Below are 15,546 nucleotides of genomic sequence, written 5' to 3'. Positions count from 1 at the left end.
TTCCCGCCACGACGCGGCCGGCAGGGCCGTCTCGTGCGCCCACCTGACATCCGGGACACACGCACATGAAAGACATCCGCAAGCTGCTGCAGAACAACCGCGAATGGGCCGACCGCATCGAGAAGGAAGATCCCGAGTTCTTCCACCAGCTGGCCAAGCAGCAGCATCCGGAATACCTGTGGATCGGCTGTTCCGACTCGCGCGTGCCGGCCAACCAGATCATCGGCATGGCCCCGGGTGAGGTATTCGTGCACCGCAACGTGGCCAACGTGGTGGCGCACAGCGACCTGAACTGCCTGAGCGTGGTGCAGTACGCAGTGGACCAACTGAAGGTGAAGCACATCCTGATCGTCGGCCACTATGGCTGCGGCGGCGTGCATGCCTGCCTGCACAACACCCGCGTGGGCCTGGCCGACAACTGGCTGCGCCATGTGGGCGATGTCGCCCAGAAGCATGCGGCCATCCTCGATGCCATCGACGATGACGATCTCAAGCACGCCCGCCTGTGCGAACTGAACGTGATCGAGCAGGTGGCCAACCTGTGCCGGTCCACCATCGTCGAGGATGCCTGGGCCCGTGGCCAGAAGCTGATGGTGCACGGCTGGGTGTACAGCCTGAAGGATGGACGGGTCAGCGAGATGGGCATCGACGTCGGCGCCCAGGATGAGCTGAAGCCGGCCTACGAGAAGGCACTGGCCTTCGTACCGCGCCAAGGCAAGCGCGACTGACCTTCCGGAGATCGCCATGCTCGCCTCGCCGATCAATCTGCTGGCCTGGATCGAAGAACATCGCCACCTGCTGAAACCGCCGGTGGGCAACAAGATGATCGACAACGGCGGCTTCATCGTAATGGTGGTGGGCGGGCCCAATTCGCGCACCGATTACCACTACGACGAAGGCCCGGAGTGGTTCTACCAGCTCGAAGGCGAGATGGTGCTGAAGGTGCAGGAAGGGGGCGCGGTGCGCGATATCCCGATCCGCGCCGGCGAGATCTTCCTGTTGCCGGCGAAGGTGCCGCACTCGCCACGGCGCCCGCCGGGCGGCATCGGCCTGGTGGTCGAGCGCAAGCGTCTGCCGCATGAAAAGGATGGCGTGATCTGGCATTGCGAGCGCTGCAACCACAAACTGCACGAAGAGTATTTCCCGCTGCAGAACATTGAAACCGACCTGCCCAAGGTGTTCGCGCGTTACCAGGCCAGCCTGGAACTGCGTACCTGCAGCCAGTGCGGGCACGTCGACCCGTTGCCGACGCCTGCGGTGGGTTGACGTCCACACCGGTAGGTGCCCACCTTGGTGGGCGCATGGATCCACATGCGCCAACCAAGGTTGGCCACTACCAGAAAACGCCATGCCCACACCGGTAGGTGCCCACCTTGGTGGGCGCATGGATCTACGAGCGCCAACCAAGGTTGGCCACTACCAGCAAACGCCACGGCACACCGGTTGGCGCCCACCTTGGTGGGCGCATGGAACTACGAGCGCCAACCAAGGTTGGCCACTACCAGAAAACGCCACGGCCACACCGGTAGGCGCCCACCTTGGTGGGCGCATGGAACTACAAGCGCCAACCAAGGTTGGCCACTACCAGAATGTGCGGCGCTCGAAGCGTGGCCGCGACGCCCCGGGCAGGCCCCAGGCGCTACACTGACAGCCCCGTTGCAGCCTGTTGCCCGACCATGTCCGACCTGCTCAGCCGCACCCACGCCATCGCTCTGGACGCCGCCGATCCGCTGCGCCCGCTGCGCAACGAATTCCTGATTCCGCGCCATGGCGGCGGTGAACAGACCTACTTCGTCGGCAACTCGCTGGGTCTGCAGCCGCGTGGCGCACAGGCCGCCGTGCAGGAAGTGATGAAGCAGTGGGGCGAGCTGGCCGTGGAAGGCCACTTCACCGGCCCGACGCAATGGCTGTCCTACCACCGCCTGGTCAGCACACAGCTGGCCCGCGTGGTCGGCGCGCTGCCCAGCGAAGTGGTGGCGATGAACACGCTGAGCGTGAACCTGCACCTGATGATGGTCAGCTTCTACCGGCCCACCGCCGAGCGCCCGGTCATCCTGATGGAAGCCGGCGCATTCCCGACCGACCGCCATGCGGTGGAAGCGCAGATCCGCTTCCACGGTTTCGACCCGGCCGAGTGCCTGGTGGAAGTGCAGCCGGACGAAGCCAAGGGCACCATTTCGATGGCCGCCATCGAGCGCGCCATCAGTGAACACGGTCCGCGACTGGCGCTCGTGCTGTGGCCGGGTGTGCAGTACCGCAGCGGCCAGGCCTTCGACCTTGATGCGATCACCCGCCTGGCGCGCCTGCACGGTGCCCGCATCGGCTTCGACCTGGCCCATTCGGTCGGCAACCTGCCGCTGCACCTGCACGATGTCGCGCCCGATTTCGCCGTGTGGTGCCACTACAAATACCTCAACAGCGGCCCGGGTGCCGTGGCCGGTGCCTTCGTGCACGAACGCCACCACCGCGATACCACCCTGCCCCGCTTCGCCGGCTGGTGGGGCCACGATGAAGCGACCCGCTTCCAGATGGCACCGCAGTTCACCCCGGCCATCGGAGCCGAGGGTTGGCAGCTGAGCAACCCGCCGATTCTTGGCCTGGCCCCGCTGCGTGCATCACTGGACCTGTTCGAGCGTGCCGGCATGGAAGCACTGCGGCACAAGTCGCTGGCGCTGACCGGCCTGCTCGACGCGCTGGTGCGCACGCGCCTGCCGCAGGTGCTGGACATCGTCACCCCGTCCGAATCGGAACGCCGCGGCTGCCAGCTGTCCCTGCGGGTGATCGCCGGTCGCGAACGCGGCCGTGCCCTGTTTGAACACCTGCGCGCCATCGGCGTGCTCGGCGACTGGCGCGAACCGGACGTGATCCGCATTTCGCCCACCCCGCTCTACAACCGCTACCTGGACGTGCACCACTTCGTCGAGGAAGTGGAGGCCTGGGCCGGCCTGTAAGCCGCCCCCCTTCCCTACTGCTGGACAGTTCGTTGATCGCACACGCTTCCCGCTCGTTGAGCATCATCGGTGCCGGCCTGGCCGGTTCCCTGCTGGCCATCCTGCTGTCACGGCAGGGCTGGCGCATCACCCTGTACGAACGCCGCGGCGACCCGCGCGTGGCCGACTACGAAAGCGGCCGCTCGATCAACCTGGCGCTGGCCGAGCGCGGGCGCAACGCGCTGCGCCAGGCCGGTGTCGAGGACGAGGTGATGGCGCGTGCGGTGATGATGCGCGGGCGCATGGTGCACCCGCGCGAGGCCGCGCCGCAGCTGCAGCGCTACGGCCGCGACGACAGCGAGGTGATCTGGTCGATCCACCGCAGCGATCTGAACACCACGCTGCTGGAGCTGGCCGAACAGGCCGGCGCCACCGTGCACTTCCACCGCCGCCTGCACACGGTCGATTTCGATGCCGGCTACGCCCGCTTCATCGATGACCGCGACGACAGCCCGCACGACATCCGTTTCGACACGCTGATCGGTGCCGACGGCGCCGGATCGGCACTGCGCGCTGCGATGAACCGGCGTGCGCCGCTGGGCGAGGACATCGCCTTCCTCGACCACTCCTACAAGGAACTGGAGATTCCGCCTGCCGCCGACGGCAGCTTCCGCATTGAGCGCAATGCGCTGCACATCTGGCCGCGCGGCCACTACATGTGCATCGCCCTGCCCAACCACGAAGGCACCTTCACCGTCACCCTGTTCCTGCCAAACAAGGGTGATCCCAGTTTTGCCACGGTCAATACCGGTGCGCAGGCCGAGGCGCTGTTCGCCCGCGAGTTTGCCGATACCCTGCCGCTGATCCCGGACCTGCGCGCGGACTGGGAACAGCATCCGCCCGGCCTGCTCGGCACGCTCACCCTGGAGCGCTGGCACCAGGCCGGCCGCGCCGTGCTGATCGGCGATGCCGCGCACGCGATGGTGCCGTTCCACGGCCAGGGCATGAACTGCGCCTTCGAGGACTGCGTGGCGCTGGCGCGGCACCTGCACGACGCCGACGATCTGGAAGGTGCGTTCGCCGCCTTTGAGGCCGAGCGCAAGCCCAACGCGCGGGCGATCCAGCAGATGGCGCTGGAGAACTATCTGGAAATGCGCGACCGCGTGGCCGATCCAGCCTTCCTGCTGCAGCGCGAGCTGGAACAGGAACTGCAGCGGCGCTGGCCGACGCGCTTCGTGCCGCACTACACCATGGTCACCTTCCTGCACACGCCGTATGCCGAAGCGCTGCGCCGCACGGAAATCCAGCGCGACCTGCTGGTGGCGGCCACCGCCGGCCATGATTCACTGGACAACATCGACTGGGCCACGCTGGAAGCGCAGATCCACGCGCAGCTGCCGGTCCTGGAGGGCGCACACTGATGGCCGACAGCTTTCTGTTCTACGATCTGGAAACCTTCGGCCAGGACCCGCGCCGCACCCGCATCGCGCAGTTCGCGGCGATGCGCACCGATGCCGATCTGAACGTGATCGACACGCCGGTCAGCTTCTTCGTGCGCCCGGCCGATGACCTGGTGCCTTCGCCGATGGCAACGCTGGTCACCGGCATCACCCCGCAGCAGGCCATGGCTGAAGGCATCAGCGAAGCCGAGGCCTTCGACCGCATCAACGAACAGCTGTCGCGCCCCGGCACCTGCGCGCTGGGCTACAACACCCTGCGCTTCGACGACGAGTTCATCCGCTACGGGCTGTTCCGCAACTTCCACGACCCCTACGAGCGCGAATGGCGCAACGGCAACTCGCGCTGGGATCTGCTGGACATGCTGCGGATGATGCGCGCCCTGCGCCCGGACGGCATCCAGTGGCCGCTGCGCGAAGATGGCGCCACCTCGTTCAAGCTGGAACACCTGGCCGAGGCCAACGGCGTGCGCGAAGGCGATGCCCACGAGGCCCTGTCGGACGTGCGCGCGACCATCGGCATGGCGCGGCTGTTCAAGCAGTCGCAGCCGCGGCTGTGGGAGTACGCGCTGAAGCTGCGCGACAAGCGCTTCGTCGGCAGCCTGCTGGACGTGGCGGCGATGAAGCCGGTGCTGCACATTTCCATGCGCTACCCGGCCAGCCGCCTGTGCGCGGCGCCGGTGCTGCCGCTGGCGATGCACCCGACCATCAACAACCGGGTGATCGTGTTCGATCTGGAAGGCGAGATCGACGACCTGCTGGAGCTACCGGCCGAGGTGATCGCCCAGCGCCTGTACCTGCGCGCCAGCGAACTGCCGGAAGGCGTGACGCGGGTGCCACTGAAGGAAGTGCATCTGAACAAGGTGCCGGCGCTGGTGGCCTGGAACCACCTGCGCGCCGACGACCACGCCCGCCTGGGCCTGGACGTGGCGGCGATCGAAGCCAAGGCCGAGCGCCTGCGCGCGGTCGCCCCGCAGCTGGCCGAAAAAGCCCGCCAGGTCTTCAACCAACCGCGGCCAGCCACCGTGTCCGATGTCGATGCGTCGTTGTACGACGGCTTCCTCGGTGCCGGCGACAAGCCGCTGCTGGCCCTGGCCCGCACCACTGCGCCGCAGCAGCTGGCCGCGCTGGAAGGCCGCTTCCGCGACCCGCGCCTGCCCGAGCTGCTGTTCCGCTACCGCGCACGCAACCATCCCGACAGCCTCGCACCGGCTGAACGCGAGCGCTGGCAGGATTACCGACGCCAGCGCCTGCTGGGCGATGGCGGCCTGGGCGAACTGAACCTGCCGCAGTACCAGCAGCAGATCGAGGCGCTGGCCGCCGAAGCGCCCGATGATGCGCGCCGGACCCATCTGCTGCAGTCGCTGCGCGACTGGGGCCACCACCTGCAGGAGACGCTGTGAGTACGTATTTCTCCGACGCCAGTTTCAAGTTCCTGCGCAGCCTGGCGCGGCATAACGACAAGACCTGGTTCAACGACCATCGCCAGCAGTACGAAGACCATGTGCGGCAGCCGTTCCTGCGCCTGCTGGGAGACCTGCAGCCAGCGCTGACCGAGGTCAGCGACCACTTCCGTGCCGACACCCGCGGCGTCGGCGGCTCGCTGTTCCGCATCCACCGCGACGCGCGCTTTTCCCACGACAAGTCCCCGTACAAGACCTGGCAGGGTGCGCGCCTGTTCCATGAACGCCGCCGTGAAGTGGCCGCGCCCTCGTTCTACATCCACCTGCAGCCGGGCGAGAGCTTCGTCGGTGCCGGCCTGTGGCACCCCGAGCCGGACACGCAGCGGCGCATCCGCCACTTCATCCTGGACAACCCGGGCAGCTGGAAAGCGGCTGCGCACGCGCCCGCCCTGCGCAAACGCTTCGATTTCGAGCAGACCGAGAAGCTGGTGCGGCCACCGCGCGGCTTTCCCGCCGACTTCGAGTTCATCGACGACCTCAAGCACCGCAACTGGGTGATGTGGCGCACACTGGACGACGCCACCATGACCGGCCCACGCCTGCTGTCCACCCTGGGCAAGGATCTGGCCGCGCTGGGCCCGTTCGTCGATTACCTGTGCGCAGCGCTGGACCTGGAGTTCTGATGCCGCAGGAACTGCCCCTGGCCCGGCAGCGTCGCCTGCTGGGCCGCACTGGCCTGCAGGTGTCGCCGATCGGCCTGGGCTGTTCCGGTTTCTGGGGCCACCGCCGTTTCGCCGAGCGCGATGCGGCCGCGGTGGTCGAACACGCGCTGGCACAAGGCGTGAACCTGCTCGACACCGGGCACAACTATTCGGGTTTCCATGCCGAACCGCGCCTGGGCCGCATCCTGCGCCCGCTGCTGGCACGTATTCCACGCGATTCGCTGGTGGTGTCCAGCAAGGGTGGCACCCTGACCGGACAGGCCGGCATCAGCGGCGCCGAGCAGCGTGATTTCTCCGCGGCGGCCATCACCGCCAGCTGCGAGGCCTCGCTGCGCAACCTTGGCCTGGACTACCTGGACATCTACCAGCTGCACGGCGCCAGCGAACAGGACATCACCGATGAGCTGCTCCACGCGCTGCAGCGCCTGCGCGAACGCGGGCTGGTGCGCCACACCGGCATCAATACCCACTCGGCCAGCACGCTGCGCTGGATGATCGAGCACCCCAGGGTCTTCGATGTGGTGCTGCTGGACTACAACGCCCTGCAGCAGGACCGCGAGCCGTTGATCGACCAGCTGCAGGAGGTGGGCATCGGCGTGCTGGCGGGCACCGTACTGGCCCAGGGTCACCTGCTGCCGGCACGACCCCGCCTGCCGCGCCTGGCCGATGCCTGGTACCTGGCCCGCGCCTGGCTGAAGCCCAGCAGCCGTGCCCTGATGCGCAGCGCCCGCGACATGCGCCTTGCAATGGCCTGCATCCGCAGCCAGCAGCCTGCGCAGACCGCCTTCGCCTATGTGCTGCAGCACCCCGGCGTGGCCAGCGGCATCCTTGGCACCACCCGTGTCGCCAGCCTCGACCAGGTGCTGCAGACCCGTGTGCACGCGCTGGATGGCGTCGAGCGGCAGCGGCTGGTGGCTGCCTTCGGCGATGGCAGCGGCTCGCCCAGTCACTGACCCTTCACCCAGCACCGCCGCACTTGCGGCAGTCTGGGCGCCATGAAGAAGCTCATCGCCCTTGTGATCGCCCTCGTCCTGGCCGTCGTCGCGTGGTGGTTCGGCGGCCCGTACCTGACCGTGCATGGTCTGTCCAAGGCGATCGAGCAGCGCGACACCGCCGCGCTGGAGCGCTACGTGGACTTCCCGCGCGTGCGCAGCAGCCTGCGCGCGCAGCTCAACGATTACCTGGTGCGGCAGGCCGGACCGGACGTGGCGGCCAGCCCGTTTGGCGCCCTGCTCTACGGACTGGGTGACCAGCTGGGCGGCGCGGCCGTGGACACCATGGTGACCCCTGCCGGTATCGGCGCGATGCTGCAGGGCCACGTGCTGTGGAAGCGCGGCCGCAACGAACTGCAGGGCGGCGATGCCTTCGGTGCGACCGAACCGGCGCGGCCGTTGAAGCACGCCGAGCATCATTTTGAAGCGCTGGACCGTTTCGTGGTGGATGTGGACCGCGGGCCGGGCCAGCCACCACTGCGGGTGGTACTGGAACCGCAGGGCCTGCGCTGGAAGGTGGTGGACCTGCAGCTGGGGATGTGGGGCAGCCCGTAGCCCCGCTCTGGTAGGTGCCCACCTTGGTGGGCGCGCGCTCGCGTCAGCCGTATCGCGCTCTGGTAGGTGCCCACCTTGGTGGGCACGGCTGCGCCGCGATGCCAACCAAGATTGGCAACTACCATTCTCGCGCGCGTCAGCCGTACCGCGCTCTGGTAGGTGCGCACCTTGGTGGGCGCGGCTGCGCCGCGATGCCAGCTACCGGGCCTCGTGCGCTTCCGCCGTACCGCGCTCTGGTAGGTGCCCACCTTGGTGGGCACGCCTGCGCCGCGATGCCAACCAAGGTTGGCAACTACCGGGCCTCGCGCGCGTCAGCCGTATCGCGCCCTGGTAGGTGCCCACCTCGGTGGGCACGGCTGCGCCGCGATGCCAACCAAGGTTGGCAGCTACCGGCCTCGTGCGCTTCCGTCGTATCGCGCTCTGGTAGGCGCCCACCTCGGTGGGCGCGCCTGCGCCGCGATGCCAACCAAGGTTGGCAGCTACCGGGCCTCGTGCGCTCCCGCCGTATCGCGCTCTGGTAGGTGCCCACCTTGGTGGGCACGGCTGCACCGCGATGCCAACCAAGGTGGGCAACTACCCTTCGTTGGCGACGCCGTGCGGGACGTGCCCGGCGGCCACGTGTTCACGGGCGCTGTCGATGTTGTGCTGCGAATCATCAAAGAAGATGTCCGCGCCAAAGGCCTGCAGGAACGGGCCCTTGTGGCGCCCACCCAGGAACAGCGCTTCATCCAGGCGCACGCCCCACTCGCGCAGGGTGCGTATCACCCGCTCGTGCGCCGGCGCCGAACGCGCGGTCACCAGCGCGGTGCGGATCGGCGCGCTTTCTCCGGCCGGGAAGACTTCCTGCAACGTGTGCAGGGCCGACAGGAAACCACGGAATGGGCCACCGCTGAGCGGTTCGCGCGCACGCTCGCGCTCGTGGCGGCCAAACGCTTCCACGCCCTGCTCGCGGGAGATGCGCTCGCTCTCATCGCCAAAGATCACTGCATCGCCGTCAAAGGCAATGCGCAGCTGGCCGGCATTGCGCTCGCTGTGTACCACCTGGTCTTCCGCTGCCGCAGCCGTCTCACCCGGCGGCTTGGGCAGGATGGTTGCCGCGGCAATGCCATGGCGCAGCGCGCTGCGCACCGATTCAGGGTTGGCGGACAGGAACAGGTCGGTGCCGAACGGCTTCACGTAGGGCCAGGTGGGCTCACCGGCGGTGAACGTGGCGCGGATGATGCCCAGGCCGTAATGCTGGATGGAATTGAAGATGCGCAGGCCGGTATCGGCCGAATTGCGCGACAGCAGGATCACCTCGACGCGCGGATTCTCCGGGCTCGCTCCCTGGTTCAGCGCCAGCAGCTTGCGCACCACCGGAAACGCCACGCCAGGGCCGAGGATGTCGTCCTCATGCTGGCGCTGGTACTCGGCGTACGCCGCCACGCCATCGCTCTCGAACAGCGCGTGGCTTTCTTCCAGGTCGAACAGCGCGCGCGAGGTCACCGCGACGGTCAGCAGACGGGGGGAGTTGTCGCCCATCGGTGGGGGTCCTTCAAGCGATCGGCGGGGGCCGGCAGCGTATTGTCGTCAAAAAACGAACTGTTCGCTCAGGATCCGGTCTTCCAGGTTGTGTTCCGGGTCGAACAGCAGGGTCACCCGGCGGTCCCGGGACTCGCGGATGGTCACTTCCACCACGTCACGGGTCTCGTGCGAATCGGCGGTGACACTGACCGGACGCTTGTACGGGTCGAGCACGCGGAAGCGCACTTCGGTATCGGCCTTGAGGATGGCACCCCGCCAGCGACGTGGCCGGTAGGGGGCCAGCGGCGTCAGCGCGATGGTGTGCGATCCCAGGGGCAGCACCGGGCCGTGCGCCGAATAGTTGTAGGCCGTGCTGCCGGCCGGGGTGGCCACCAGCACGCCATCGCCGATCAGTTCGGCTACGCGTTCCTGGCCGTTGAGGTCGATGCCGATATGCGCCGCCTGGCGGGTCTGGCGCAGCAGCGACACATCGTTGTAGGCCAGCGAACCGGTGCTCGCCCCCGATTCGGTCAGCGCCACCATTTCCAGCGGCCGCAGGTTGGCGGGCTCGGCACGGGCGATACGCGCGACCACGTCATCCTCGGCGTGGTACTGGTTCATCAGGAAGCCGACGGTGCCCAGCTTCATGCCGAACACCGGCTTGCCCAGGTGACCGTGCCGGTGCAGGGTCTGCAGCATGAAACCATCACCGCCCAGCGGGCACAGCACGTCGGCCTGGTCGGGCGCGTGGTCGCCATAGCGGGAAACCATCGCCGCGCGGGCCATCTGCGCCGGTTCAGTGGTGCTGGCCAGGAAAGCGATGCGGGGGGTGTCGCTCATCGGTGGATCCGGGGAAAGGCTGATCAAGAGCATAACCGAGCGCCGCTGCGCTCGCCGGGCATGGCCCGGCGAACGGCGCCCCCCAACGCAGAACGGCCCCGCTTTCGCGGGGCCGTTCCGGTTTACCCATGCCAGGCGTGGCCTGGCACTACTTCAGTCATGCACCGTGTGCTGCGAGCTGGCCCAGGCGCTGCACCGCGACCGAGACGGTCGGGTAGTCCAGGGTTTTCTGCTCGGCCAGTTCGGCCAGCATCGACAGGGTGAAGCGCAGGCTGCTGTCGTCACGACCGATCCACGCGGCCACCTTCGCTTCTGCACTGCTGCCCTTGGTGCCCAGCACCTGGCCGGCCAGGTTGCGGTGGTGCGCGGCCAGTTCGTCACGCAGCACGCCACGGGCAACCGCGTGCCAGCGACCATTGACCTCCAGCGCGTCGATCTGCTCGAACAGCCACGGCAGCTGCAGGGCATCGCCCAGGCGGAAGTGGATCTTGGACACGTCCACCGGCTTCAGCTTGCGGGTGCGGGCCAGTTCGATGATGTCGAACGCCGGCTCCAGGAAGTGCAGCTCGGCCAGCTGCTGGGCCAGCGCGGACGGCAGGCCCTTTTCCTTCCACTCGGCCACCAGGGCTTCGTAGGTCGGACGCTGCGAATCGGGCAGCACGCCCGAAGCGATGCGGATGTCGTTGAACGGACCCTGGTAGCGGTTGACCGCCTCGGTGATGCCCGGCATCGGGCCCGGGCGCGACAGCAGCCAGCGCACGAACGAACGCTGCAGCTTCCAGATCACTTCCAGTGCATCGATCTGCACCGACTCCGGCAGGGTGCCGTCGAGGGCGTCGATCTGCGCCCACAGCGCGCGCGCATCCAGCGTTTCGCGGCTGATGGTGTAGGCCTTGGCGACCTCGGCGATGGTGCGGCCGGTGTCTTCCTGCATGCGCATCAGGAAGGTGGCGCCCATGCGGTTGATGGTCTGGTTGGTCACGGCCGTGGCGATGATTTCGCGCTTCAGGCGGTGACGCTCCATCGCGTCGGCGTACTTCTTCTGCAGCGGGGTCGGGAAGTAGCGCTGCAGTTCCTTGGACAGGTACGGATCTTCCGGAATGTCCGAATCCAGCAGCTGGGCGAACGCCACCAGCTTGGAATAGGACAGCAGCACCGACAGTTCCGGACGGGTCAGGCCCTGGCCGCGTGCCTTGCGCTGCGACAGCTCGGCATCGGACGGCAGGAACTCGATCTGGCGATCGAGCAGGCCCTGCTGTTCCAGGGTGCGGATGAAGTGCTGCTTGGAACCCAGGCGCTTGACCGCCATCCGCTCCATCAGGCTCAGGGCCTGGTTCTGGCGGTAGTTGTCGTTGAGCACCAGGTCGGCGACCTCGTCGGTCATCGAGGCCAGCAGCTTGTTGCGCTGCTCGACGGTCAGCTTCTTGGCGCGCACCACATCGTTGAGCAGGATCTTGATGTTGACTTCATGGTCGGAGGTGTCCACACCGGCCGAGTTGTCGATGAAGTCGGTGTTGAGCAGCACGCCAGCCTGGGCGGCTTCGATGCGGCCCAGCTGGGTCATGCCCAGGTTGCCGCCCTCGCCCACCACCTTGCAGCGCAGCTCGCCACCGTTCACGCGCAGGGCGTTGTTGGCGCGGTCGCCGACATCGCTGTGCTGCTCGCTGGCGGCCTTGACGTAGGTACCGATGCCGCCGTTCCACAGCAGGTCGACCGGCGCCTTCAGGATCGCGCTCATCAGGTCGTTCGGCGACAGTGCCTTGACGTTCTCGTCCAGGCCCAGCGCTTCCCGCACCTGCGGGGTGATCTCGATCGACTTCAGGCTGCGCGGGAAGATGCCGCCGCCCTTGCTGATCAGCTTCGCATCGTAGTCGGCCCAGCTCGAACGCGGCACGGTGAACATGCGCTCGCGTTCGACGAACGAGGTGGCCGCATCCGGGTTCGGGTCGAGGAAGATGTGGCGGTGGTCGAACGCGGCCAGCAGGCGGATGTGGCGCGACAGCAGCATGCCGTTGCCGAACACGTCGCCGGACATGTCGCCCACACCGACAGTGGTGAAGTCCTGGGTCTGGCTGTCACGGCCCAGCGCACGGAAGTGGCGCTTGACCGATTCCCACGCACCGCGGGCGGTAATGCCCATGCCCTTGTGGTCGTAACCCACCGAACCACCGGAGGCGAACGCATCGCCCATCCAGAAGCCGTGCGCGATGGCCAGGCCGTTGGCGATGTCGGAGAAGGTCGCGGTGCCCTTGTCGGCCGCCACCACCAGGTACGGATCGTCCATGTCGTGGCGCACGACATCCACCGGCGGCACGATCTTGTTGTTGACGATATTGTCGGTGATGTCCAGCAGGCCCTGGATGAACAGCTTGTAGCAGGCCACGCCGTTGGCGAAGACTGCATCGCGGTCACCGTTCACCGGCGGCATCTTGGCGAAGAAGCCGCCCTTCGCGCCGACCGGCACGATGACGGTGTTCTTGACCATCTGCGCCTTGACCAGGCCCAGCACCTCGGTGCGGAAGTCTTCGCGACGGTCCGACCAGCGCAGGCCGCCACGGGCCACGGCGCCGAAGCGCAGGTGGGTACCTTCAACGCGCGGGCCGTAGACGAAGATTTCGCGGTACGGGCGCGGCTTCGGCAGGTCCGGCACCAGGGCCGAATCGAACTTGAAGCTGATGACGTGGCCGTGCTGGCCGTTGCCATCGGTCTGGTAGTAGCTGGTACGCAGGGTCGCGTCGATCACGCCCATGAACGAGCGCAGGATGCGGTCCTCGTCCAGGCTGGACACGCGGTCCATCAGCTTCAGCAGCGCTTCGCGCGCGGCCTGCATCTGCGCATCGCGGTCACCCTTGCGGGCGTCGACGACGGTCTTGAGCACCTTCAGGGTGGCGTCGTCGCCAGCGGCCAGCACATCGAAGTGGGCCTTCAGCTGGGCCTGGCCAGCGGCGATGTCATCCTTGCTTTCGTGGCCGGTGGCCGGATCGAAGCGGGCTTCAAACAGTTCCACCAGCAGGCGGGCCAGCAGCGGGTAGCGCGAGAAGGTGCCTTCCACATAGGCCTGCGAGAACGGCACGCCGGTCTGCAGCAGGTACTTGCAGTAGCCACGCAGCATGGCGACCTGGCGCCAATGCAGGCCGGCGGCCAGCACCAGGCGGTTGAAGCCATCGTTCTCGGCATCGCCGTGCCAGACGCGGGCGAAGGTCTCGCCGAAGGCTTCATCGACGCGGCCGGCGTCGATGGTGCCGGCGGTCGATTCGACCTCGAAGTCCTGCACGTACACCGGGGCGTTGTCGACCGACAGGCGGTACGGACGCTCGGCGATCACGCGCAGGCCCATGTTTTCCATCATCGGCAGCGCGTCGGACAGCGGAATGTCGTCCAGCTGGCGGTACAGCTTCAGGCGCAGGCCATCACCGCTTTCGCGCGGCACGGCCTGCAGGCTCAGGCGCAGGTCGTCCGGGCCGGTCAGCGCGTCGAGCTGGCTGACATCGTTGGCGGCAACGGCGGTGCTGTTGTCTTCGATGTAGCCGGCCGGCAACGCCTTGCCGATGCGGGCGGCGATGCGCAGGCCTTCGGTCTCGCCATGGCGGGTAACCAGCGCTTCACGCAGGTCGTCCTGCCAGTTGCGCAGCACCTGGGCCAGCTTCTGCTCCAGTTCGGCGGTATCGACGTCGAGCATTTCGCCCGGCTTCGGGCGCACGATCAGGTGCACCTGGGCCAGCGGCGATTCGCCCAGCACGACCGAGCTGTCGACGTACTCACCGTGCAGCGCTTCCTTCAGCATCGCTTCGATGCGCAGGCGCACGTCGGTGTTGAAGCGTTCGCGCGGCAGGTACACCAGCGCGGAAATGAAACGGCTGTACTTGTCGCGGCGCAGGAACAGGCGGCTGCGCACACGCTCCTGCAGGCCCAGCACGCCCATGGCGGTGCGCAGCAGTTCGTCCTCGCTGGACTGGAACAGCTCTTCGCGCGGCAGGGTTTCCAGGATGTGGCGCAGGGCCTTGCCGCTGTGGCTGGCCGGGGCCAGGCCGGACTGCTTCATCACGTGTTCGTGGCGCTGGCGCACCAGCGGGATTTCCCACGGGCGACGGTTGTAGGCGCTGGAGGTGAACAGGCCCAGGAAGCGCTGCTCGCCGATGATCCTGCCCTTGGCGTCGAATTCCAGCACGCCGATGTAGTCCATGTAACCGGCGCGGTGCACGCGCGAACGGGCATTGGTCTTGGTCAGGATCAGCGCGTCCTTCAGCCCGGACGTGGTGTTCAGGCCCTGCGCGGCCAACGTCTTGACCGGGCGCGCAGCGGACTTGTCCTTGCCACGCATCAGGCCCAGGCCGGTGTCGTTCAGCGGCGCCAGCACGTCTTCCTTGCCCTGCTTCTCCACGCGGTATTCGCGGTAGCCGAAGAAGGTGAAGTGGTTGTCAGCGGCCCAGCGCAGGAAGGCCTGTGCTTCAGCGCGCGAGGTGTCGTCCACCGGCAGGGTGCGGCTGCCCAGGTCGTCGGCCAGGGCCAGGGCCTTGTCCTTCATCGGCTGCCAGTCGCGCACGATGGCGCGCACTTCGTCCAGCGCCTTGTTGATGGCCTGCTCGATGGCGGCCATGGCTTCGGCCGGCTGGCGGTCGATTTCCAGCAGCATCACCGACTCGGCATCGCCCTCGCCCACCTTGGCCAGCTTGCCGGCCTTGTCGCGGGTGAAGCGCAGCACCGGATGGCCCAGCACATGCACGCCCACGCCCTGCTCGGCCAGCGACATGGTCACGGTGTCGACCAGGAACGGCATGTCATCGTTGATGATCTGCAGCACGGTGTGCGGCGATTCCCAACCGTTGGCCTTGGCGGTGGGGTTGAACACGCGCACGTTGGCCTTGCCGGCCTTGCGTGCCCGTGCGAACTCCAGGGTGTCTGCCGCCAGCGCCGCCCATTCTTCAGCGGTGTGGTGCGGGAACTCGTCCGACTCCATGCGCTTGTAGAAATCGGCGGCAAATGCCATTGCCTCGGCCTGCGCGGCCGCGGGGTAACGCTTGCGCAAGGCCGTGTACACCGGCTCCAGGGAGAAACCAGCGGTCACTGCGACCTCCGACTCAGCTGGCTTGGTCTTGTTTTTCACGGTCTTGGCTGCGGTTTTTTGCGGTTTCATGGCAGAGCGG

The 15,546-nt window shown here is 67.4% G+C and carries 11 protein-coding genes; 8 read left to right on the top strand and 3 right to left on the bottom strand.

The window, feature by feature from the left end:
* Window positions 1–65 precede the first annotated feature (65 nt).
* The 8 genes from can (at window position 66) to VER16_RS02525 (ending at window position 8,059) form a co-directional block, all read left to right on the top strand.
* Window positions 66–728, top strand: coding sequence for a carbonate dehydratase (gene can, locus VER16_RS02560; RefSeq protein WP_324805311.1), 663 nt, complete (start codon window positions 66–68; stop codon window positions 726–728).
* A gap of 16 nt (window positions 729–744) precedes the next feature.
* Window positions 745–1,266 (top strand): 3-hydroxyanthranilate 3,4-dioxygenase, encoded by a 522-nt coding sequence (locus tag VER16_RS02555; protein WP_324805310.1) that lies wholly within the window; start codon window positions 745–747, stop codon window positions 1,264–1,266.
* 410 nt (window positions 1,267–1,676) lie between these two features.
* A complete protein-coding gene (gene kynU, locus VER16_RS02550; RefSeq protein ID WP_324805309.1) occupies window positions 1,677–2,951 on the top strand; it encodes a kynureninase in 1,275 nt (424 codons plus the stop codon).
* Window positions 2,952–2,983: 32 nt separating this feature from the next.
* Entirely contained in the window at window positions 2,984–4,351 is a 1,368-nt protein-coding gene (locus VER16_RS02545; RefSeq protein ID WP_324805308.1) for an NAD(P)/FAD-dependent oxidoreductase, read from the top strand.
* Window positions 4,351–5,790: an exodeoxyribonuclease I gene (gene sbcB, locus VER16_RS02540; RefSeq protein ID WP_324805307.1), complete on the top strand. Its 1,440-nt coding sequence runs from the start codon at window positions 4,351–4,353 to the stop codon at window positions 5,788–5,790. The genes VER16_RS02545 and sbcB overlap by 1 nt, the downstream gene beginning before the upstream one ends.
* Window positions 5,787–6,473 (top strand): DUF2461 domain-containing protein, encoded by a 687-nt coding sequence (locus VER16_RS02535; RefSeq protein WP_324805306.1) that lies wholly within the window; start codon window positions 5,787–5,789, stop codon window positions 6,471–6,473. The genes sbcB and VER16_RS02535 overlap by 4 nt, the downstream gene beginning before the upstream one ends.
* Window positions 6,473–7,465: an aldo/keto reductase gene (locus VER16_RS02530; protein ID WP_324805305.1), complete on the top strand. Its 993-nt coding sequence runs from the start codon at window positions 6,473–6,475 to the stop codon at window positions 7,463–7,465. Before VER16_RS02535 ends, VER16_RS02530 begins: the two co-directional genes overlap by 1 nt.
* A 42-nt stretch (window positions 7,466–7,507) precedes the next feature.
* Window positions 7,508–8,059, top strand: coding sequence for a DUF2939 domain-containing protein (locus VER16_RS02525; RefSeq protein ID WP_324805304.1), 552 nt, complete (start codon window positions 7,508–7,510; stop codon window positions 8,057–8,059).
* A 573-nt stretch (window positions 8,060–8,632) separates the two neighbouring features.
* Here the strand turns inward: VER16_RS02525 and VER16_RS02520 are convergent.
* The 3 genes from VER16_RS02520 to VER16_RS02510 all read right to left on the bottom strand — a co-directional run bounded on the left by VER16_RS02520 (window position 8,633) and on the right by VER16_RS02510 (window position 15,536).
* Window positions 8,633–9,580, bottom strand: a complete 948-nt coding sequence (locus VER16_RS02520) for a 5'-nucleotidase (RefSeq protein ID WP_324805303.1) — start codon at window positions 9,578–9,580, stop codon at window positions 8,633–8,635.
* Window positions 9,581–9,628: 48 nt separating this feature from the next.
* Window positions 9,629–10,402: an NAD kinase gene (locus tag VER16_RS02515; protein WP_324805302.1), complete on the bottom strand. Its 774-nt coding sequence runs from the start codon at window positions 10,400–10,402 to the stop codon at window positions 9,629–9,631.
* A gap of 157 nt (window positions 10,403–10,559) precedes the next feature.
* The gene (locus tag VER16_RS02510) at window positions 10,560–15,536 is read right to left on the bottom strand and encodes an NAD-glutamate dehydrogenase (protein ID WP_324805301.1); all 4,977 of its coding nucleotides are present in this window, start codon (window positions 15,534–15,536) and stop codon (window positions 10,560–10,562) included.
* Window positions 15,537–15,546 lie beyond the last annotated feature (10 nt).

Source organism: Stenotrophomonas sp. (assembly GCF_035634915.1).
Classification (GTDB): domain Bacteria; phylum Pseudomonadota; class Gammaproteobacteria; order Xanthomonadales; family Xanthomonadaceae; genus Stenotrophomonas.
Note: the sequence above shows the minus strand (reverse complement) of the source record. Positions and strands in the feature narration are given on the sequence as shown.